Here is a 20,911-nt window from a genome sequence, read left to right on the forward strand (position 1 = left end):
CTGCGCATCAATTTTTTTACCGTTCGTCGTCTGGGATGGTGTGGAAATTGCTGCATCTGCGGACTAAGCGCAGCCACCGTCAAACTTTCGACCGGTGTGGGTCACGGTGTGGCAGTAGGCTGCGCCGATATGGAAGTCATCAAAAGCTCTACGGATGGAGTACCTGTGAACAATCTCAAAGCTGTCCGTGCGCCGATCCAGGTGCTGCAACTGACAAGCCATACCCCCGCCGAGCAGGCAGAGTCGGTGATTCCTTCCTGCGTTATCAGATTTCTTTCCCTATCGGGCTGGTCGCCGGTGTCGCGTGTGCGCACCGTTGTTCGCCGCACCGCATCGAAGGCGCTGTCTTGCCTGCTCAACACAACACGTAACAATGCCCAGTGCATGCTCAGAGAGGGACGACCCCGGAGTGCCTGGCGTCTTAGCGCAGTTTCCGACACACACACAAGGAAGATGTAATGGCAGTTATATATGGCACCAACGCTGCGGATACCCTGGTGGGTACCGCTGGTGATGATCAGATTCGGGGCTATGCCGGGGATGACGTGTTGAATGGCGGCGCCGGTAACGATGTATTGATGGGTGGGGAAGGAGCCGACCAGATCAACGGCGGCGCGGGAGTTGATACAGCCAGTTATGAGGATGTGACCAATGTCATTTCGGTAACGCTGAATCTCAAGACAGGTGTGCACACCGGCGCCGCCAAAGGCGATACGTTCACCGATATCGAAGTGTTTCGGGGTACGAACTGGGCGGACACTTTTGTCAGTGGTTCCGGAGCCGACACCTTTGACGGTCTTCAGGGAAATGACACGCTTAGCTACTCAACATCTGACCAGGCTATCAATATTTTTTTCCTCTGTCGGGGCTACCGGCACGGGTACCGGTGGGGACGCCCAAGGCGATTCATTCACCAATGTTGAAACCATTGTCGGTTCGGCATTCAACGATACTTTCACCCTCACCGGCGGTGGGCTGACGCTTAACGGCGGGGCCGGCAACGACGTTTACATAATAAATGGCAATACCAACGCCAGCATCATCGAAGCAGCAGGCGGCGGTGACGATGAAGTTCGCACCACGCAAAACACTGCTTATCTGGCGGTAAACGTCGAGCGTCTGACCTTTACCGGCACGGGTAACTTCAAAGGCGTTGGCAACGCCGGCGACAATTTCATCACCGGAGGGGCGGGTGACGATGTCTTGACTGGTGGCGCAGGTGCCGACCAATTGTCGGGGGGCCGGTTTCGATATCGCAAGTTATGAAGAAGTGGTCAATGGCGTTCCCGTGACACTGAACCTCAAGACCGGGGTCAACGCAGGCATTGCGCTGGGCGACAGTTACTTCGGCATCGAACTCTACAAAGGTACGAATTACGGCGATACCTTTGTCAGTGGCGCGGCAGCCGATAGCTTCGACGGTCTGCAGGGCGCGGATACGCTCAGCTATTCGACGTCGGATCAGGCTATCAACATTCTGTCCTCCGTTGGCGGTGCAGGTACCGGTAGTGGCGGAGATGCACAGGGGGACTCGTTCACCAATGTTGAAACCATTGTCGGTTCAGCGTTCAACGATACCTTCACCCTCACCGGCGGTGGACTGACACTTAACGGCGGAGCGGGTAACGACGTTTACATAATCAGCGGCAACACTAACGCTGGCATCATTGAAGCGGCAGGCGGCGGCGATGATGAGGTGCGCACCACACAAAACACCGCCTATCTGGCGGCAAATGTCGAACGCCTGACTTTTACGGGAGCCGGGAGCTTCAGGGGCACCGGCAACGCTGGTGACAACATCATTACGGGCAGCACGGGTGACGACGTATTGATCGGGGGGCAGGTGCAGATCAATTGAATGGTGGAGCCGGCTTCGATACCGCCAGTTATGAAGATGTTGTTAATGGCGTCGGTGTGACGCTCAATCTCAAGACCGGCAGTAATACCGGCATTGCCTTGGGAGACAGCTACTCCGGTATCGAACTCTACAAGGGAACGAACTACACAGACACATTTGTCAGCGGCGCGGCTGCCGATGCCTTCGAAGGACTTCAGGGTAGCGACACCTGGACTATTCGACCTCTACCGAGGCCATCAACATTCTTTCGTCCGTTGCTGGAGCCGGTACCGGCTCTGGCGGTGATGCCCAGGGTGACTCGTTCACCAATGTCGAAACCATCATCGGCACGGTATTCAACGATACGTTCACCCTCACCGGTGGTGGACTGGTGCTCAACGGCGGTGCGGGCGACGATGTTTACGTTTTCAACAACAATGCCAACGGCGCCATCATTGAAACCGTTGGCGGTGGTATCGACCAACTCTTCACCAATAACGTCGACATGACGCTGGCTGCCAACGTTGAACGGCTCACTTACACCGGTACCAGCAACTTCACTGGGCGGGGCAATGCTGGTGATAACGTTATTACCGGCGGCAGCGGCAACGATGTGTTGATCGGCGGAGCAGGGGCAGATCAGCTTGTCGGCGGCGCCGGTATGGACACTGCCAGCTACGAAGATGAGAGGACCGGTGCTGGTGTGACCCTCAATCTGAAGACCGGCGTGCACACGGGCATGGCTCAGGGAGATACTTTCGAGAGCGTCGAGGCAATCCGGGGTTCGGCCTACGGCGATACTTTCTTCGCCGGTACTGGAGCCGACACACTGGATGGCGCGGGCGGTCTGGACAAGCTGGATTACGCGGACTCGTCCCAGGCCATCAGCCTTTCCATTGCCAACGGTGCCGGCACTGGCTCGGGTGGCGACGCGCAAGGCGACCAGTTCAGCAATATGGAGTGGATTGGTGGCTCGGCCTATGCAGACCGGTTCTCAGCGACTGCTGGAACAATTACCGTCAGTGGCGGGGCGGGCGACGACGTTTACGTCGTCGATGCCACCGGGGTGATCAACGCCATCGAAGTTGCGGGAGGGGGGAATGATGAGATACGTACCAGTCAGGCCAGTGGTGTGCTGGGTGCGGAAATCGAACGATTGACCTATACCGGCAGCGGCAACTTCACCGGGCGGGGCAATGCTAGTGACAACGTCATCACCGGCGGTGCGGGTAACGATGTGCTCATGGGGGGAGCGGGCGCTGACCAGTTCATCGGCGGGAGTGGTTTAGACACTGTCAGCTATGAGGATGACCCCACTAAAGCAGGGGTAACCGTCGACCTGAAGAACGGCGTTCATACAGGGATAGCCGCCGGTGATACCTTCTTCGGCATTGAAGCTTTCCGCGGTTCAGCGAATGGCGATACGTTTGTCGCCAGTCTTGCGGTCGATACCCTTGATGGCGCTGGCGGCATCGACAAACTGGATTACTCCAGTTCCGCCCAAGCCATCACCCTGTCCGTTACCAATGGCGGCGGCGTCGGAGTGGGCGGCGATGCTCAGGGTGATGTGTTCAGCAACTTCGAGAACATCATCGGTACAGCTCAGGATGATCAGTTCACCCTCGCGGCGGGCTCGATGACGTTCGCCGGGGGGCAGGTAACGATGTCTACATCGTTAACGGCACAGGCGCGTTGACTGTCATCGAGACCGTCGACGGTGGCTATGATGAAGTGCGCACCAGCCAGGCCAGCGCTACGTTAAGCGCTGGCGTAGAGCGCCTGACCTATACCGGAACAGGGATAGGCAGCTTCACGGGCCGGGGTAACGCCAGTGATAACGTCATCACTGGCGGTGGCGGCAATGACGTACTCATGGGCGGTGGCGGTGCCGATCAATTGATCGGCGGTGCCGGGAATGACACTGTCAGTTACGAGGACGATTACAGTGGCGCCGGCGTGACGCTGAACTTCAAAACCGGCGTACACACCGGGATTGCCGCCGGGGACACCTTTTCCGGAATCGAGACGTTCAGGGGCTCGTCTTCCAACGACACCTTCGTTGCAAGTACTCAGGCCGATGTGTTTGACGGCGCGGGCGGCACCGCTGACAAGCTGGACTATTCCGGCTCTGCCCAAGCTGTTGTCGTGACGGTCGCCAACAATGCGGGATCAGGGGTTGGCGGTGATGCACAAGGCGATGTGTTCAGCAATTTCGAGAACATTGTCGGGACTGCTCTGAACGATCAGTTCACAGTCACTGCCGGTACGATGACCTTTAGCGGCGGACTGGGCAATGACATCTACTTTGCCACGGGCACCGGTTCGGTTCTGGTTACTGAGCTGGCGGGAGAGGGTGACGATGAGGTACGCACCAATCAAGTCAGTTACACCTTGAACGCCGAAGTGGAACGGTTGAGTTATACGGGAACGAGCAACTTTACCGGTCACGGCAATGCAGGCGACAACATCATCACCGGAGGGGAAGGCAATGACGTCCTGTTTGGTGGGCTAGGGGCGGATCAACTGATTGGCGGTGCAGGCTTCGACATTGCCAGTTATGCCGATGGCGGCATGGCGATTGTCAGCACCAAAACTGGCGTTGCCAATGGAGGCTCGGCAGCAGGGGATACCTACAGCAGTATTGAGCAGATAAACGGCTCCAATGCTGGCGATATTTTCATCGGCGGCGCGGGTGCAGATCGCTTCGATGGCGGTGCCGGTGTCGACTTCCTCAGCTTTGCCTATGAAACCGAAGGTGTCACCTTCAATCTCGGCGCTCCGCCTTTGACGGGTGTGGGAGCAGGTGACGTGTATACCTCAATCGAGGCTTTCCTGGGTTCCAACTATGCGGACACCTTTACCGGCAGCACTGCAGCAGCTGAAAGCTTCGTGGGTGGAGGCGGTGCAGATGTGCTGTTCGGCGTCGGACGCGGCGATGCGGCCTGGTATGTCAACAGTTCGGCAGCCGTACAGGTCAACCTGTTGACCGGTGCAGGCATCGGAGGTGATGCCGAGGGGGATGTGTTGAGCAACATCGACAACCTGGTCGGTTCTGCATTCAGCGATACGCTGACGGGTAACGCGCTAGCTAACATGATCGAAGGCGGAGACGGAAACGACATTATTGACGGTGGTGACGGCAACGACATTCTGTACGGCAATAGCTTCACCATTACGGGGGCGTTAACTGGCCAGCCTGCTTCCGACAACCAGGCAGACATCATTCATGGTGGCAACGGTAACGACTACATTGCAGGTTTCGTATTTGATGCAGGATCGCTTTACTACGGTGACGGCGGTAATGATCGGATTACTGTCGTGTCCGCGATTGCAGACGGTGGCGACGGCGATGACGAGTTGATAGCCATCGGCAATGGTTATGAACTACATGGCGGTGCAGGAAATGACAAACTCTATCTGAGCGCTTCAGGTGATGGCTATGGTGGTGAAGGTAGCGATCAGTATTTCGTCGCCTCGAAAACCATGGTGGCGATTCTCGATGAAGGGGTTACCGGTACTGACACTGTTACCCTGAGGAATATTCAGACTTTCAATGATGTTGTACTCAAATCGAATGATTTGGGGGTCTACATTTTCAACCGCGCCGATGTCGAAAGTGGCAATCTCAACTCCGGTGTCTTCCTCAAAGACTGGAATGCCGGCGCCAACACCATTGAGAAGTTCTACACCAACAACGGTGAGTCTTTCACTATTCCTGTCGTAGGGCAGGCAATGACGGAGTCATTCGCAGTTTGACGAAGGCGTTGTAACCCAGATAACGGTGAAGCCTGAACTCAGGTTTCGCCGTTTTTTTCGGCTTCGATATTTGTTACGGATAAAGAAAACCCCCGACAAACCAGAAGTCTGTCGGGGGTTTTTCTTTGTCTGGAAGTCTCAGGCGTCTCGCAACGCCTGAAGTCAGCTCAGCTTATTGGCAAGCTTCGCAATCCGGCTCGTCAATCGCGCAGGCCTTTGGCACTGGCGCCGGGCCGGCCGGTGCGGCCAGTACCGAATCGTCACCGTGGTTGCCGCCGCTGGAAACAGCATTCAGCTTGCCGGTGTTGATGGTCGACTTCTCGGTGCTGGTCGCGGCCAGGGCACGGAGGTAGTAGGTGGTTTTCAGACCACGGTACCAAGCCATGCGGTAGGTCACGTCGAGCTTCTTGCCCGAGGCGCCGGCGATGTACAGGTTCAGCGACTGGGCCTGGTCGATCCACTTCTGACGACGGCTGGCGGCGTCAACGATCCACTTGGTGTCCACTTCGAATGCAGTCGCGTAGAGCTCTTTGAGTTCTTGCGGGATGCGTTCGATCTGCTGAACCGAACCGTCGTAGTACTTCAGGTCGTTGATCATGACCGAGTCCCACAGACCGCGCGCTTTCAGGTCGCGAACCAGGTACGGGTTGATCACGGTGAATTCGCCCGACAGGTTCGATTTCACATAGAGGTTCTGGTAGGTCGGTTCGATCGACTGCGATACGCCGGTGATGTTGGCGATGGTCGCGGTCGGTGCGATGGCCATGATGTTCGAGTTACGAATGCCTTTCTGTACGCGGGCGCGAACCGGTGCCCAGTCCAGCGTTTCGTTCAGGTCGACATCGATGTACTTCTGGCCGCGCTGTTCGATCAGGATCTGTTGCGAATCCAGCGGCAGGATGCCCTTGGACCACAGCGAACCGTTGAACGTCTCGTAGGCACCGCGCTCATCGGCCAGGTCGCAAGAGGCCTGGATCGCGTAGTAGCTGACCGCTTCCATCGACTTGTCGGCGAACTCGACAGCAGCGTCGGAGCCGTAAGGGATGTGCTGCAGGTACAAGGCGTCCTGGAAGCCCATGATGCCCAGACCGACCGGACGGTGGCGGAAGTTGGAGTTCTTCGCTTGCGGCACCGAGTAGTAGTTGATGTCGATCACGTTGTCGAGCATGCGCACGGCGGTGTTGACGGTGCGCTGCAGCTTGGCGGTATCGAGCTTGCCGTCGACGATGTGGTTCGGCAGGTTGATCGAGCCCAGGTTGCAAACGGCGATCTCGTCCTTGTTGGTGTTCAAGGTGATCTCGGTGCACAGGTTCGAGCTGTGGACCACGCCGACGTGCTGCTGCGGGCTGCGCAGGTTGCACGGGTCTTTGAAGGTCAGCCATGGGTGGCCGGTTTCAAACAGCATGGACAGCATCTTGCGCCACAGGTCTTTGGCCTGGATGGTCTTGAACAGCTTGACCTTGCCCGGGTATTCGGTCAGCGCTTCGTAGTACTCGTAACGCTCTTCGAAGGCTTTACCGGTCAGGTCGTGCAGGTCCGGTACTTCGGATGGCGAGAACAGGGTCCACTTGCCGTCATCGAAGACACGCTTCATGAACAGGTCAGGGATCCAGTTGGCGGTGTTCATGTCGTGGGTACGACGACGATCGTCACCGGTGTTCTTGCGCAGCTCGATGAACTCTTCGATGTCCATGTGCCAGGTTTCCAGGTAGGCACACACAGCGCCTTTGCGCTTGCCACCCTGGTTCACGGCCACGGCCGTGTCGTTGACCACTTTGAGGAACGGCACGACGCCTTGCGACTTGCCGTTGGTGCCCTTGATGTACGAGCCCAGCGCACGCACCGGGGTCCAGTCGTTGCCCAGGCCGCCTGCGAATTTCGACAGCATGGCGTTGTCGTGGATCGCGTGGTAAATGCCCGACAGGTCATCCGGCACGGTGGTCAGGTAGCAGCTCGACAGCTGAGGACGCAGGGTACCGGCGTTGAACAGGGTCGGGGTCGAAGCCATGTAGTCGAACGAGGACAGCAGGTTGTAGAACTCGATCGCACGGTCTTCTTTCTGCTTCTCTTCGATCGCAAGACCCATGGCCACGCGCATGAAGAAGATCTGAGGCAGTTCGAAACGCACGCCATCCTTGTGGATGAAGTAACGGTCGTACAGGGTTTGCAGGCCCAGGTAGGTGAATTGCTGATCGCGCTCGTGGTTGATCGCCTTGCCCAGTTTTTCCAGGTCGAAGGAGGCCAGCACAGGGTTCAGCAGTTCGAACTCGATACCTTTGGCGATGTAAGCCGGCAGTGCCTTGGCGTACAGGTCGGCCATCTCGTGGTGAGTGGCGCTTTCGGCGACACCGAGGAAACCCAGGCCTTCGGCACGCAGGGTGTCCATCAGCAGGCGGGCGGTGACGAACGAGTAGTTCGGCTCACGCTCGACCAGGGTACGCGCGGTCATGACTAGCGCGGTGTTGACGTCGGTCAGGGCCACGCCGTCGTAGAGGTTTTTCAGGGTTTCGCGCTGGATCAGGTCGCCGTCGACTTCTTCCAGGCCTTCGCAGGCCTCGGTGACGATGGTGTTCAGGCGGCCCATGTCCAGCGGCGCCAGGCTACCGTCGGTGCGGGTGATGCGGATCGACGGGTGTGCGTTGACGGCGGCTTCGGCCGGCGCGTGGGCAGCGCGTTCTTTCGAACGACCGTCACGGTAGATCACGTAGTCGCGGGCCACTTTCTGTTCGCCGGCACGCATCAGAGCCAGTTCGACCTGGTCCTGGATTTCTTCGATGTGGATGGTGCCGCCCGATGGCATGCGACGCTTGAAGGTTGCGGTGACCTGTTCGGTCAGGCGGGCCACGGTGTCATGGATTCGCGACGAAGCGGCAGCGGTGCCGCCCTCAACTGCGAGAAACGCTTTGGTGATAGCGACGGTGATCTTGTCATCGGTATAAGGAACGACAGTGCCATTACGCTTGATCACGCGCAGCTGGCCAGGCGCGGTAGCTGCCAGATCCGAAGTCGAATCGGCGGCCTGCGGCAAGGTGCCCTGCGGGTTCTCGCGAGTTGTGTCGGTTTGCATGGGGGGTGGTCTCCACATTCTCTATGTTTGTTTGGCACCGTCATGGTGCTCACCGTTCTGTACCGAAGCACTGCAACCGACCAGCGTCGGCAATTACCACTTCGGAACAGACGAAAAAGGCTGCAACGCCGCGTCCCTGCCGAAGTTCTGGTTGCGGGACAATGCCCGAAACCGGATTCCTTCCCGGGTGACAGTAATGACTGCAACACCCATACCGTTTTGTCCGCCTGGAACTAAAAAAACGGTGCCATCCGCAAGCGCGGTTTGGGCTTTGAAAAACTTGCTTCGTTCAACCGGAAACTCGCAATAAAGCGCTTGAGTTTCAGGTCTGAAATGTGGTTGGGCGCTTTAGGCAAAAACCCTACATGTAGGGTCTCTGTTTTCGCCGTGCTACAAGATAATGCGTTTTGAGGGGGCTTGCAACGTACGAGCTGTGGATAAGCCTGTGCGTAAATTGTGTAAGAAACAGGGAAAACGCGTGTAGGCCGCGAACCCGCTGAGCCAGACCGTTTGTCACTGTTTTTTTACCCGGAAAAAACGCTTCAGCGGTTTTTTAAGGGCGCGAACCCTACCACAATTTTTCGCCTGGTCCGAACGCATTTACCGACTTGTTTTCCGGATGATCGGCGTTTATACAAGCGCTGGGTGCGCAGGCATTCTTATCCTCCTCGAACATGACAAAAAGACGGGGAGGATGGCGAAAAAACTGTAGGAGCGAGCCTGCTCGCGATAGCGTCTTTCCAGTCAGCATCTTCATTGGCTGATCCACCGCTATCGCGAGCAGGCTCGCTCCCACAGGGGGCCGGGTTATTCAGTGATACCTTCTTATATCAATAACAACAGCCAGCAGAGGTCACCGGTGGAGCAACAAGCCTTTGAGGTATTGATCGTCGAGGATGACCAGCGTCTGGCCGAGCTGACGCGTGACTACCTGCAAGCCAATGGATTGCGCGTGAATATCGAAGGCAATGGCGCGCTGGCGGCGGCGCGAATCATCAACGAGCAGCCGGACCTGGTCATTCTCGACCTGATGCTGCCCGGCGAAGACGGTCTGAGCATCTGTCGCAAGGTGCGCAGTCAGTACGAGGGGCCGATTCTGATGCTCACCGCGCGCACCGACGACGCCGATCAGATTCAAGGGCTGGACCTTGGCGCCGACGATTACGTGTGCAAACCGGTGCGCCCGCGCTTGTTGCTGGCGCGAATCCAGGCCTTGCTACGACGCAGTGACAGCGCGGAGCCTGCCGCGGAAAAAATCCCGCCGTCTGCAATTCGGGCCGTTGGTGGTCGACAACGCCTTGCGCGAGGCCTGGCTGAATGACCACGGCATCGAGCTGACCAGCGCCGAATTCGACCTGCTCTGGCTGTTGGTCGCCAATGCCGGGCGCATCCTGTCCCGCGAAGAAATCTTCACCGCACTGCGCGGCATCGGCTATGACGGCCAGGACCGCTCGATCGATGTGCGCATTTCGCGGATCCGCCCGAAAATCGGCGACGACCCCGACCATCCGCGTTTGATCAAAACCATCCGCAGCAAAGGCTATCTGTTCGTTCCCGAAGCCTGCGTAGACCTTGCGTTGTGAACTCGATCTTCCTGCGCATCTACGGCGGCATGTGCGCTGCGCTGATTCTGGTCGCTGTGCTCGGCGTGCTGGCGCTGCACCTGCTCAATCAGGTGCGCAGCGAGCAATATCGCGAACGTTTGGCCCACGGCACGTTTTCGCTGATGGCCGACAATCTGCAACCGATGAACGAAACCGAGCGCCATCGCGCGTTGCTGGTGTGGGAGCGTTTGCTCGGCATCCCGCTGGCGCTGAAGAAATTTACCGAAACGGACCTCGATCTGACCCAGCGCACCCGAGTGCAGCGCGGGCAGGCGCTGGTCGAGCAGACCGGGCCGCATGCGGCCAGGGTTTATCGGCTGGTCAGCGACAAGGAACAACTGGTGCTCACCGGTGAGGTGCAGCAAATCAGCGAGCAACTGGCGCGGGCGACAATCTATCTGCTGGCCGATGAACTGGTAAGGGTGCCGGTTGCCGAGCAGCCCAAACGTCTGGCGCAGATAAAGGAAGAGAAGGGCTTTGGGTTTGACTTGCGCCTGGTCACGGTGAACGACGCTGACATGGACGAGGACCAGAGCCGTCGCGTTTCGGAGGGCGACACGGTGATGGCGCTGGGCAAGGGCGGCGATTCGATCCGCGTGTTCGCCGGCATGGTCGGCACGCCGTGGGTGCTGGAAATCGGTCCGTTGTATCAGATGAACCCATACCCGCCGGAATGGCTGGTGCTGATCGCTGCGCTGGGCCTGACCTTGATCGGGCTGATCGTGTATCTGCTGGTGCGCCAGCTCGAGCGGCGTCTGCGCGGTCTCGAAGCGGCGGCCACGCGTATCGCCAAGGGCAGCCTCGAAACCCGGGTGCCGGCGCGCGGTGCCGACTCGGTCGGGCGGCTGGCTTCGGCGTTCAATGGCATGGCCGAGCATCTGCAGCAGTTGCTGGCGATCCAGCGCGAACTGGTGCGCGCGGTGTCGCACGAATTGCGCACGCCGGTGGCGCGTTTGCGTTTCGGTCTGGAGATGATCGGCTCGGCGACTACTCCGCAAGCCCTGGAAAAGTATCGCGAGGGCATGGATCACGACATTGAGGACCTCGATAAGCTGGTCGATGAAATGCTTACCTATGCGCGCCTGGAGCAGGGTTCGCCGGCATTGACCTTCCAGCGCGTCGACCTCGATGCGCTGGTCAATCAGGTGATCGCAGAGCTGGCGCCACTGCGCGCCGAAGTCACCGTGCAGCGCGGTTTGTGCTTGTCCGCCGCGGATAATGACGATGCCTGGGTCGAGGCCGAGCCGCGGTATCTGCACCGGGCCTTGCAGAATCTGGTGAGCAACGCCATGCGCCATGCGCGCGGCAACGTGACGGTGAGTTATCAGGTCGGGCAGTTACGCTGTCGGGTCGATGTCGAGGATGACGGCCCGGGTGTGCCGGAGGTGGCCTGGGAGCGAATCTTCACGCCGTTCCTGCGTCTGGATGACAGCCGCACGCGGGCGTCGGGCGGGCATGGTCTGGGGTTGTCGATCGTGCGGCGGATCATTCACTGGCACGATGGTCGAGCGATCATCGGCAAGAGCAAGAGTCTGGGTGGGGCGTGTTTCAGTTTGAGCTGGCCGAGGAATCAGGAGCGCCGGTAGGTTGTGTGGTGGCAGTACCGGCCTCATCGCTGGCAAGCCAGCTCCCACAGATTTCACGGGTGTACATGGATGCTGTGTTCACCGGGAATCCTGTGGAAGCTGGCTTGCCAGCGATGAGGACCCTGCAGGCAATGCAAAACTTCAGGCCTGAATGCTCACCAGACTCAACAACTGCCCATCCTGCACGCCGAACTGCGCCTCCAGCTCCGTGCCGTTGCGCCACTCGCTCGACAAATCTGTCAGCAAGCGCAACCTCGCCGCGCCAGCCTCAGTCCAGTCCAGCACCTCGGCATGCTCGAAGTAAAAGCGCTGGTGCACGATCGGGTAGAGCGCCTTGAACAGACTTTCCTTCACCGAAAACGTCAGGGTCACCCAAAGTGCCCGCAAATCCTGCGAACCGGCAGCCATGCGCTGCATTTCCGCTGGCGTGAGAATTTCCCCGGCCAGACGTTCGGCGCGTTCATCGCTCAGCAGGTTTTCCAGGTCCATGCCCAGTCCACGCCAGTGCTGGCGGTTGGCGACGATCGCGGCGGCGTGACCGCTGCTGTGGGTGATCGAGCCGCAGATATGCGCCGGCCATACCGGTGCGCGGTCTTCGCCGATCGGCGGGACGATGGCTGAACCTTCCAGTTGTTGCAGCGCAGCACGGGCACAGATGCGGCCCGCGAGAAACTCGGCCTGACGCTTGGCCACCGAGCGTTGAATGCTCGGCGGCGGCACGACAGCGCTGCGCTGAAAATCATCGCCGAGCAATTGTGCCGGGTCGAAGTGGGTGCTGATCAGCACGGTGTCGGGCAACACGATCGGCAACGGCCAATGGCTGTCGAGCGCGGTGCAGCAGGCGGGGAGGGCGGGGGTGAAATTCATGGAGCGCATTTTGCCGGTTAGTCGAGGCAAGGTCGAGAACGGCGGTGCAGCGTTCGCGAGCAGGCTCGCTCCCACACCTGCTCACAGATCGTTCCCACGTTCCGCGTGGGAACGTCGCCCGGGACGCTCCGCGTCCCATAAATGCGTGACGCAGAGCGTCACAGGATGCATTCCCACGCAGAGCGTGGGAACGATCATCCCTGTGGGAGCGAGCCTGCTCGCGAAGGGCCGCGCCTCGGTCATTGCCGGGTCAACCGAAAATCTGCTTGAAAAACGCCTGCATGTCCGCCCAGGATTTTTCGTCCGCGGCCTTGTTGTAACCAATATCCGGGCCGCCATGCTCGCCATGGCTCAGGCGATCCGCATCCGGGTTGCTGAAACCGTGCTTGGCGCCATCAAGGCTGACAAACTTGTAGTCAGCCCCGGCCTTGTCCATTTCCGCCTTGAACGCGGTGACGTTGTCGGCGGTGACCATGCTGTCCAGCGCACCGTGCTCGACCAGAATCTTCGCTTTGACGCTGCCGGGCGTTGCCGGGGTCTTGGTGGCCAGTGCGCCATGGAAACTCACCACACCCGCCAGCGGCACACCCTGTCGCGCCGCGTTCAACACCACGGCGCCGCCGAAGCAGTAACCGATCGCAGCGATTTTATCCGCGTCGGTCTGCGCTTGTTTCTTCAGCAGGTTCAGCCCCGCCTCGAAGCGCTTGCTGGCCGCCGCCGCATCCTGAGTCGCCGCCTGCATGAACGCCATCGCGTCTTTCGGGTGTTCGGTGTTTTTGCCGTCGCCGTACATATCGATCGCCAGTGCGCTGTAACCCTGCGCGGCGAGATCACGCGCGCGGCGCTTGGCGTAATCGTTCAGCCCCCACCATTCATGAACCACGACGACCCCGGGGCGCTTGCCTTTAATGGCGTCGTCATAGGCGTAGTAACCGATCAGTTTTGTACCGTCGGCGCTCTGGTAAGGGATTTCTTCGGTCTTGATCGCCGCCTGGGTGAGGCTGCTGATGACAAGCAGGGTGAGGGCAAGGAACAAGCGCATGATCGGGTCTCCTTCGCGAAAGTGCTCAGAACAGCCTAGTCGATTTGATTCAGGTCAGGTTCAGAGACGGTTCAGGGCCGGTACAGGGGCCGCTCAGTAATCTTGCGCCATACCCCAACAGCACTGTGCAAGAGGAAACTACCCATGACTCGTTTGAACAAACTGTTGCTGGCTTTGAGCGTCATGAGCGCCAGTATCGCGGCCCAGGCCGACACGTCTTCGAACTTCGCCGGCCTGACCTTCGGCCAGACCAGCGACAAGATCGACAAGTCCCGCTCCTTGAACAACAACCTCGACCACCCGAACGCTACCGGCGCCATCGACGGCAACAACACCTATGGCGTGCGTCTCGGTCAGCAAAACAGCCAGGGCCGTTACTACGCCACCTACGACAACGTGTCGGGCTCGCACAATGGCATTAAACTGCGCCAGGAAAACCTGCTCGGCAGCTACGATCTGTTCTACCCGGTGGGCGGCAGCACCAAATTGTTCGGCGGCGCTACGGCCGGTCTGACCAAGCTGACTCAGGATTCGCCAGGCTACAGCCGCGACAGTGACATCGGTTATGCCGTCGGCGGTCAGCTCGGTGTGTTGCAGCAAGTCTCGCAGAACACCTCGGTCGAACTCGGTTACCGTTACCTGCGCAGCAACGCCAGCACCGAGATGAAAGAGAGTGGCGGCAGCAAGCAGGGCTCGCTGGACTTGACCAGCAGCGCGCAGACTTACCTGTCGGCCAACTACTATTTCTAAAGCGTTGTCGCAGTTTCAGATGGGAGCGAGCTTGCTCGCGAAGGCGATTAGCCAGTCAACCATGGGTTGGCTGACCCACCGCTTCCGCGAGCAGGCTCGCTCCCACAGGTGTGCTACTGGAGTGTCTGAGTGATCTGGAGAGTGTTATGAAACTGTTGGTCGTCGAAGATGAAGCGCTGTTGCGCCATCACCTGCAAACCCGCCTCACCGAGAGCGGTCATGTGGTCGAGTCCGTGGCCAATGCCGAGGAGGCGCTGTACCAGACCGGACAGTTCAACTTCGACCTGGCGGTGATCGACCTCGGCCTGCCGGGCATGGGTGGACTCGACCTGATCCGCCAGTTGCGCTCGGGCGGCAAGGCCTTTCCGATCCTCATCCTCACGGCGCGCGGCAACTGGCAGGACAAGGTCGAAGGCCTCGCTGCGGGCGCCGATGATTACGTGGTCAAGCCGTTCCAGTTCGAAGAACTCGACGCACGCCTGAATGCCTTGCTGCGCCGCTCCAGCGGTTTCACCCAGTCGACCATTGTCGCCGGCCCGTTGCTACTCGACCTCAATCGCAAGCAGGCCAGCCTCGACGAACAACCGCTGGCGCTGACCGCCTACGAATACCGCATTCTCGAATACCTGATGCGCCACCACCAGCAGGTGGTGCCCAAGGATCGCCTGATGGAACAGCTCTACCCGGACGACGACGAGCGCGATCCGAACGTGATCGAAGTGCTGGTCGGCCGTCTGCGCCGCAAACTCGAAGGCCCGGCCGGGTTCAAGCCGATCGACACCGTGCGCGGCCTCGGCTACCTGTTCAATGAGCGCTGCACTTGATCCGTTCCCTTCGCGTTCGTTTGATGCTCGCCGCCACGACGTTGGCGGTGTTGTTCATGCTCGCCTTGCTCCCGGCCATGCAAGGCGCGTTCAGCCTGGCCTTGCAGGATTCGATCGAGCAGCGCCTGGCCTCGGACGTGACCACGCTGATTTCTGCCGCGCGCATCGAAAACGGCCGGCTGGTGATGCCGACGCAGTTGCCGGATGAGCGTTTCAATCTCACGGACTTCCGCTTGCTCGGCTACATCTACGATCGCGAAGGGCGTCTGGTCTGGCGTTCGAAGGCGACTCAGGAAGAACAGATCAACTACAAACCGCGCTATGACGGTCTCGGCAACGAGTTCGCGCGGATTCGCGAAAGCAACGGCCAGGAATTCTTCGTCTACGACGTTGAGGTGAAATTGCTCGGTGGCAAAAGCGCCGCGTTCAGCATCGTCGCCCTGCAACCGGTGCGCGAATACGAAACCACCCTCGAAGGCCTGCGCGAAAATCTTTATCTGGGCTTCGGCGCAGCCTTGCTGGTGTTGCTGGCGCTGCTATGGATCGGCCTGACCTGGGGCCTCAAGGCCTTGCGCCGCCTCAGCCAGGAACTCGACGAAATCGAAGGTGGCACCCGCGAGAGCCTGACCGAAAAACATCCACGCGAACTGCTGCGCCTGACCGGCTCGCTCAACCGCTTGCTGCTCAGCGAACGTCAGCAGCGCAGCCGCTACCGCGACTCGCTCGACGATCTGGCCCACAGCCTGAAAACCCCGCTGGCGGTATTGCAAGGGGTCAGCGAAGACATGGCCCAGCGCCCGCAAGAGCGCGATCAGGCGTGGGTGCTGCAAAGTCAGATCGAACGCATGAGCCAGCAGATCAGCTATCAACTGCAACGGGCGAGCTTGCGCAAAAGCGGTCTGGTACGCCATCAGGTCAAGCTGCGACCGGTGCTCAAAAGCCTGTGCGACACGCTGGACAAGGTCTATCGCGACAAGCAGGTGCGCGTGGTTTCCGATCTGCCCGAGCACTGCTACGTGCCGATCGAACACGGCGCTTTGCTGGAAATGCTCGGTAATTTGCTGGAAAACGCCTATCGCCTGTGCCTGGGCGAAGTACGCATCAGCGTGCGCGAGTCGCTGGCCGGGGTTGAACTGTGCGTCGAGGACGACGGCCCGGGCGTGCCGCCGGATCAGCGCGCACGCATTCTCGAACGCGGTGAGCGTCTGGATGCACAACATCCGGGGCAGGGCATCGGGCTGGCGGTGGTCAAGGACATCATCGAAAGCTACAACGCCCGGCTGGCGCTGGGCGACTCGCCGATGGGCGGGGCGGCGTTCAGGATTCATTTTCCGGCGGTCTAGACGTTGACGGTGCCGGCCTCTTCGCGAGCAGGCTCGCTCCCACCTTGAAATGCATTCCCCTGTGAGAGCGAGCCTGCTCGCGAAAACGCTTGGCGACTCGCGGCAAGAGCCAAGGCGGCCTCACAACTCCCGCGCCCGGTAAGCCCCCGGTGTCAGCCCCGTCCACTTCTTGAACGCCCGGTGAAACGCCGACGGTTCAGAGAACCCCAACTGCTCGGCAATCTGCTGCAACGACAGATCCGCGCGGCCCAGGTGATAGATGGCGATATCCCGCCGCAGTTGATCCTTGAGCTCCTGAAAACTCGTGCCTTCCTCACGCAAATGCCGGCGCAGGGTCTGCGGGCTGATGTGCAGATGCGCGGCCACTGCGTCGAGGTCCGGCCAGTTGCTGCTGTCGCGGCTGAGCAAACGGCGCAGGCGACTGCTCAGGCTGTCGCCGTCATCCGGGCGCGAAAGCAGGTCCGCTGGTGAGCGTTCGAGGAAATGCTTGAGCGTGCGCTCGTCCTGTAACAACGGCATCGACAGGTAGCGGCTGTGAAACCGCAGGCTGCTGTGCTCGGCGCCGAAGCTCAGCGGGCACGGAAACAGCAAGTCATATTCAGCGCCATGGTCGGGGCGCGGGTAGCTGAAGGTCGCCTGTTCGAGGCGAATCCGCTGGCCGATCAGCCAGCTGCCGAGGCGATGCCAGATCACCAGCAGGCTTTCAGTGAGGAAGTGATCCGGGTCCCACAACCGCGCGTCATCGAGACTCAAACGCACCCATTCATCTTCACGGCTCAGCGTCAGCCGTGGCGCCTCGGCGAACAGGCGGTAAAACAGCAGGCCGCGCTGCAGCGCCTTTTCCAGGTTGCGGCAGTGGATCGAGGCGTGGCACATCATGGCGAAACAGCCGGGCTTGCTCGGTGCGTTGCCAAAGCCCAGGTATTCGTCGTCCAGCGCCAGCCACAGGCTCTGGATCAATCGGGCGAATTGTTCCGGTGCGAGGCGCGCACGTGGCTCTTCAAGCAGTTCCGGGCTGATCCCCAATTGCTCGAGCAGGCCTGAATAATCAAAGCCTTGGCGACGCGCGCCACCGAGGGCGGCACGGGCGAAATGACTGGCGATGGTGCGTTCACGCATGAGCGGCGGGTCCTGTTCAGGCGACCGATGGTAGCGGGGCGCCCAATGCGCAACAAGGCGGATTTCCGCCAAATTGCAGGACGAGGGCGGGCCAGTTGGCGGAAATCCGCCATGCGCAGGTCACCGCCCGGTGACACAAAAACCTGGTTGAGCCCTGATATCAAAAGGCTGGCTGCCCATCGCACCAATCTGGCACGACGTTTGCGATACAAGCGACAGAAGCGTGCATTTATCCCGTAGGAAAACGCCGCTCCAACAACAAATCCCTCCAGTGCAGGAGGGTTCGCAATTAAGGTTTCGCGGCCAACAGATGGATGTTGTCGCGGGACGCTTGAGGAAACCTGCAATGACGACTCGTCAGCCACTGTATAAATCCCTGTATTTCCAGGTGATCGTTGCCATCGCCATCGGCATCCTGCTCGGTCACTTCTACCCACAGACCGGTGTGGCGCTCAAGCCGCTGGGTGACGGGTTCATCAAGCTGATCAAAATGGTCATCGCCCCGATCATCTTCTGTACCGTTGTCAGCGGCATCGCCGGCATGCAGAACATGAAATCGGTGGGCAAGACCGGCGGCTACGCGCTGCTGTACTTCGAAATCGTTTCGACCATTGCCCTGCTGATCGGTCTGGTGGTGGTCAACGTCGTGCAACCGGGTGCCGGCATGCACATCGACGTCACCACCCTCGACGCTTCGAAAATCGCCACCTACGTGACGGCCAGTAAAGACCAGAGCATCGTCGGCTTCCTCCTCAATGTGATCCCGAACACCATCGTCGGCGCCTTCGCCACCGGTGACATCCTGCAAGTGCTGATGTTCTCGGTGATCTTCGGCTACGCCCTGCATCGTCTGGGTTCGTACGGTCGTCCGCTGCTGGACATGATCGATCGCTTCGCCCACGTGATGTTCAACATCATCAACATGATCATGAAACTGGCGCCGCTGGGTGCCTTCGGTGCGATGGCCTTCACCATCGGTGCCTACGGTGTCGGCTCGCTGGTGCAACTGGGCCAGTTGATGATCTGCTTCTACATCACCTGCGTACTGTTCGTGGTCGTGGTGCTGGGTGCGATCTGCCGCGCTCACGGTTTCAGCGTGTTCAAGCTGGTGCGTTACATCCGTGAAGAACTGTTGATCGTGCTGGGCACGTCCTCGTCGGAATCGGCACTGCCACGCATGCTGATCAAGATGGAGCGTCTGGGTGCGAAGAAATCGGTTGTTGGTCTGGTGATTCCGACCGGTTACTCGTTCAACCTCGACGGTACTTCGATCTACCTGACCATGGCGGCTGTGTTCATCGCTCAGGCGACCGACACGCACATGGACATCACTCACCAGATCACCTTGCTGCTGGTACTGCTGCTGTCCTCCAAAGGCGCAGCCGGTGTGACCGGTTCGGGCTTCATCGTGCTGGCCGCGACCCTGTCGGCGGTCGGTCACCTGCCGGTGGCCGGTCTGGCGCTGATCCTCGGCATCGACCGCTTCATGTCCGAAGCCCGCGCGCTGACCAACCTGGTCGGTAACGCTGTAGCCACCATCGTGGTTGCCAAGTGGGTCAAGGAGCTGGACACCGACCAGCTGCAAGCCGAACTGGCTTCCGGCGGTCGCGGTATCGCCGAAACTCGTCCTGAAGACGACCTGGGTGTGGCTGAAGGCGCAACCCCAAGCAATGTGAAGTAAGCATCGCTTGTCTGGAAAAACCCGCTTCGGCGGGTTTTTTCTTGCCTGCGATTCGAGCGTTACGGTCATCCCCGCTGACATTTTTGGTGATTGCTGTACAGAGCATCGCTGCCTAGGCTGAATGCATCGCCCAAGGAGTTCGCCCATGTCCGCACCGCTGGCCTCACTGAAGGTTCTCGATTTCTCGACGCTGCTGCCGGGGCCGTTCGCTTCGTTATTGCTGGCGGACATGGGCGCCGAGGTGCTGCGCATCGAATCACCGACGCGCCTGGATCTGCTGCGCGTGTTGCCGCCGCACGACGGCGGCGTGTCGGCCAGTCATGCCTACCTGAACCGCAACAAGCGCAGTCTGGCGCTGGACCTGAAGCAGCCGGCAGCGCTGGAAATCATCCGCGAGTTGGTGAACGAGTACGACATCGTCCTTGAACAGTTCCGCCCCGGTGTGATGGAACGTCTGGGCCTGGGTTACGAAGCGCTGAAAGCGCTCAATCCGCGATTGATCTACGTCTCGATCAGCGGTTATGGCCAGACCGGGCCCTATAAGGACCGCGCCGGCCACGACATCAACTATCTGGCCCTGGCGGGGCTGGCCAGTTATACCGGCCGGGCCGACAGCGGCCCGCTGCCGTTGGGCATGCAAGTGGCGGATATCGCCGGTGGCTCGCTGCACGGGGTGATCGGCCTGCTCGCCGCGGTCATCGCCCGCCAGCAAACCGGGCAGGGCACACATGTCGATGTGAGCATGACCGACTGCGCGTTCAGCCTGAACGCCATGGCCGGCGCCGGTTATCTGGCTTGCGGCGACGAACCGGGGCACGAAGGCCAGATGCTCAACGGCGGCAGCTTTTACGACTATTACCGCACGCGGGACGGGCGCTGGATGTCGGTCGGCAGTCTGGAGCCGGCGTTCATGCAGGCCTTGTGTGCAGCGTTGGGCCGACCGGAGCTGGCGGCGCAGGGGCTGTCAGCCAAACCTGAGCAACAGCAGGCGCTGAAGGAGGCGTTGCGGGTTGAGTTTGAAAAGCATGACTTTGCGCAGCTGTGCGAGTTGTTCGCCGGAGTCGATGCGTGTGTCGAGCCGGTGTTGAGCCTCAGTGAGGCCGTGGGTCATCCGCAGGTGCAGGCGCGCGAACTGGTGACGCAAGTGCCGCGCGGGGAGGGTACGGCGCAGGCGCAGATGGCCTGTCCGTTGAAGTTTTCCGAGGCGTTGCCGGCGCCGCGACAGGTTGGCGCGACGTTGGGGCAGCATACGGATGAGGTGTTGGGGGAATTGGGATTCAGTGTTTCGAAGATCGCCGAGTTGCGTTGTGCCAAGGTGATTTTGTAGTGCCTGTACCGGCCTCATCGCTGGCAAGCCAGCTCCCACAGGTTCCGAGGTGTTCCCAGATCTGTGGGAGCTGGCTTGCCAGCGATGGGGCCAGTCAGAGCCCCGCAG

16 protein-coding genes and 1 pseudogene are annotated in these 20,911 nt (G+C 59.9%); 13 read left to right on the plus strand and 4 right to left on the minus strand.

Annotated features, from left to right (window positions below; translation table 11 throughout):
* The first annotated feature begins 458 nt into the window (after positions 1 to 458).
* From M0746_RS29035 to M0746_RS04530, 6 genes are read left to right on the plus strand one after another with little or no spacing between them, the layout of a single operon-like run.
* On the plus strand, positions 459 to 923 hold the full coding sequence (locus M0746_RS29035; RefSeq protein WP_274708724.1) for a calcium-binding protein: 465 nt from the start codon (positions 459 to 461) through the stop codon (positions 921 to 923).
* A complete protein-coding gene (locus tag M0746_RS04505) occupies positions 808 to 1,266 on the plus strand; it encodes a calcium-binding protein (protein ID WP_258451432.1) in 459 nt (152 codons plus the stop codon). Before M0746_RS29035 ends, M0746_RS04505 begins: the two co-directional genes overlap by 116 nt.
* Positions 1,220 to 1,858, plus strand: a complete 639-nt coding sequence (locus tag M0746_RS29150) for a hypothetical protein (RefSeq protein ID WP_258451433.1) — start codon at positions 1,220 to 1,222, stop codon at positions 1,856 to 1,858. The genes M0746_RS04505 and M0746_RS29150 overlap by 47 nt, the downstream gene beginning before the upstream one ends.
* Positions 1,855 to 2,346 (plus strand): hypothetical protein, encoded by a 492-nt coding sequence (locus M0746_RS04515; protein ID WP_258448330.1) that lies wholly within the window; start codon positions 1,855 to 1,857, stop codon positions 2,344 to 2,346. Before M0746_RS29150 ends, M0746_RS04515 begins: the two co-directional genes overlap by 4 nt.
* On the plus strand, positions 2,229 to 3,533 hold the full coding sequence (locus M0746_RS04525; RefSeq protein WP_342454981.1) for a calcium-binding protein: 1,305 nt from the start codon (positions 2,229 to 2,231) through the stop codon (positions 3,531 to 3,533). The genes M0746_RS04515 and M0746_RS04525 overlap by 118 nt, the downstream gene beginning before the upstream one ends.
* The gene (locus tag M0746_RS04530; protein ID WP_258448331.1) at positions 3,530 to 5,593 is read left to right on the plus strand and encodes a beta strand repeat-containing protein; all 2,064 of its coding nucleotides are present in this window, start codon (positions 3,530 to 3,532) and stop codon (positions 5,591 to 5,593) included. The genes M0746_RS04525 and M0746_RS04530 overlap by 4 nt, the downstream gene beginning before the upstream one ends.
* 172 nt (positions 5,594 to 5,765) lie before the next feature.
* Here M0746_RS04530 and M0746_RS04535 read toward each other — a convergent pair whose 3' ends face one another.
* Entirely contained in the window at positions 5,766 to 8,660 is a 2,895-nt protein-coding gene (locus M0746_RS04535; protein WP_208940140.1) for a ribonucleoside-diphosphate reductase subunit alpha, read from the minus strand.
* Positions 8,661 to 9,519: 859 nt separating this feature from the next.
* Here M0746_RS04535 and M0746_RS04540 point away from each other — a divergent pair.
* Positions 9,520 to 10,243, plus strand: a pseudogene (locus M0746_RS04540) (response regulator).
* On the plus strand, positions 10,240 to 11,850 hold the full coding sequence (locus tag M0746_RS04545) for an ATP-binding protein (protein ID WP_258448332.1): 1,611 nt from the start codon (positions 10,240 to 10,242) through the stop codon (positions 11,848 to 11,850). The pseudogene M0746_RS04540 and the gene M0746_RS04545 overlap by 4 nt, the downstream one beginning before the upstream one ends.
* Positions 11,851 to 11,991: 141 nt before the next feature.
* On the opposite strand, the gene M0746_RS04550 is transcribed toward M0746_RS04545, so the two are convergent.
* On the minus strand, positions 11,992 to 12,717 hold the full coding sequence (locus M0746_RS04550; protein ID WP_258448333.1) for a 4'-phosphopantetheinyl transferase family protein: 726 nt from the start codon (positions 12,715 to 12,717) through the stop codon (positions 11,992 to 11,994).
* A gap of 250 nt (positions 12,718 to 12,967) precedes the next feature.
* Positions 12,968 to 13,759 (minus strand): dienelactone hydrolase family protein, encoded by a 792-nt coding sequence (locus M0746_RS04555; RefSeq protein WP_258448334.1) that lies wholly within the window; start codon positions 13,757 to 13,759, stop codon positions 12,968 to 12,970.
* A gap of 144 nt (positions 13,760 to 13,903) precedes the next feature.
* Between M0746_RS04555 and M0746_RS04560 the strand changes: the two genes are divergently transcribed.
* The 3 genes from M0746_RS04560 (at position 13,904) to M0746_RS04570 (ending at position 16,676) form a co-directional block, all read left to right on the plus strand.
* A complete protein-coding gene (locus M0746_RS04560; RefSeq protein ID WP_090285344.1) occupies positions 13,904 to 14,509 on the plus strand; it encodes an outer membrane beta-barrel protein in 606 nt (201 codons plus the stop codon).
* A 146-nt stretch (positions 14,510 to 14,655) separates the two neighbouring features.
* Positions 14,656 to 15,333: a response regulator transcription factor gene (locus M0746_RS04565; protein ID WP_208940145.1), complete on the plus strand. Its 678-nt coding sequence runs from the start codon at positions 14,656 to 14,658 to the stop codon at positions 15,331 to 15,333.
* Entirely contained in the window at positions 15,330 to 16,676 is a 1,347-nt protein-coding gene (locus M0746_RS04570) for an ATP-binding protein (RefSeq protein WP_258448335.1), read from the plus strand. The genes M0746_RS04565 and M0746_RS04570 overlap by 4 nt, the downstream gene beginning before the upstream one ends.
* A 120-nt stretch (positions 16,677 to 16,796) precedes the next feature.
* Here M0746_RS04570 and M0746_RS04575 read toward each other — a convergent pair whose 3' ends face one another.
* Positions 16,797 to 17,795: an AraC family transcriptional regulator gene (locus tag M0746_RS04575; RefSeq protein ID WP_258448336.1), complete on the minus strand. Its 999-nt coding sequence runs from the start codon at positions 17,793 to 17,795 to the stop codon at positions 16,797 to 16,799.
* Positions 17,796 to 18,141: 346 nt separating this feature from the next.
* On the opposite strand from M0746_RS04575, the gene M0746_RS04580 reads away from it, so the two are divergent.
* Together M0746_RS04580 and M0746_RS04585 are read left to right on the plus strand one after the other, a co-directional pair.
* Positions 18,142 to 19,476, plus strand: a complete 1,335-nt coding sequence (locus tag M0746_RS04580; RefSeq protein ID WP_208940148.1) for a dicarboxylate/amino acid:cation symporter — start codon at positions 18,142 to 18,144, stop codon at positions 19,474 to 19,476.
* A 145-nt stretch (positions 19,477 to 19,621) separates the two neighbouring features.
* Positions 19,622 to 20,803 carry a CaiB/BaiF CoA transferase family protein gene (locus M0746_RS04585; protein ID WP_258448337.1) on the plus strand — a complete coding sequence of 394 codons (1,182 nt, stop codon included), beginning with the start codon at positions 19,622 to 19,624 and terminating at the stop codon, positions 20,801 to 20,803.
* The last annotated feature ends 108 nt before the right edge of the window (positions 20,804 to 20,911 follow it).

This window comes from Pseudomonas sp. S11P7, from assembly GCF_023195435.1.
Lineage (GTDB): Bacteria > Pseudomonadota > Gammaproteobacteria > Pseudomonadales > Pseudomonadaceae > Aquipseudomonas > Aquipseudomonas fluorescens_G.

Bases quoted from the DNA above. Each gene is read 5' to 3' on its own strand.
- M0746_RS29035 (WP_274708724.1), top strand. From the start codon at position 459: ATGGCAGTTATATATGGCACCAACGCTGCGGATACCCTGGTGGGTACC.
- M0746_RS04505 (WP_258451432.1), top strand. From the start codon at position 808: ATGACACGCTTAGCTACTCAACATCTGACCAGGCTATCAATATTTTTT.
- M0746_RS04535 (WP_208940140.1), bottom strand. From the start codon at position 8,660: ATGCAAACCGACACAACTCGCGAGAACCCGCAGGGCACCTTGCCGCAG.
- M0746_RS04550 (WP_258448333.1), bottom strand. From the start codon at position 12,717: ATGAATTTCACCCCCGCCCTCCCCGCCTGCTGCACCGCGCTCGACAGC.
- M0746_RS04555 (WP_258448334.1), bottom strand. From the start codon at position 13,759: ATGCGCTTGTTCCTTGCCCTCACCCTGCTTGTCATCAGCAGCCTCACC.
- M0746_RS04560 (WP_090285344.1), top strand. From the start codon at position 13,904: ATGACTCGTTTGAACAAACTGTTGCTGGCTTTGAGCGTCATGAGCGCC.
- M0746_RS04565 (WP_208940145.1), top strand. From the start codon at position 14,656: ATGAAACTGTTGGTCGTCGAAGATGAAGCGCTGTTGCGCCATCACCTG.
- M0746_RS04575 (WP_258448336.1), bottom strand. From the start codon at position 17,795: ATGCGTGAACGCACCATCGCCAGTCATTTCGCCCGTGCCGCCCTCGGT.
- M0746_RS04580 (WP_208940148.1), top strand. From the start codon at position 18,142: ATGACGACTCGTCAGCCACTGTATAAATCCCTGTATTTCCAGGTGATC.
- M0746_RS04585 (WP_258448337.1), top strand. From the start codon at position 19,622: ATGTCCGCACCGCTGGCCTCACTGAAGGTTCTCGATTTCTCGACGCTG.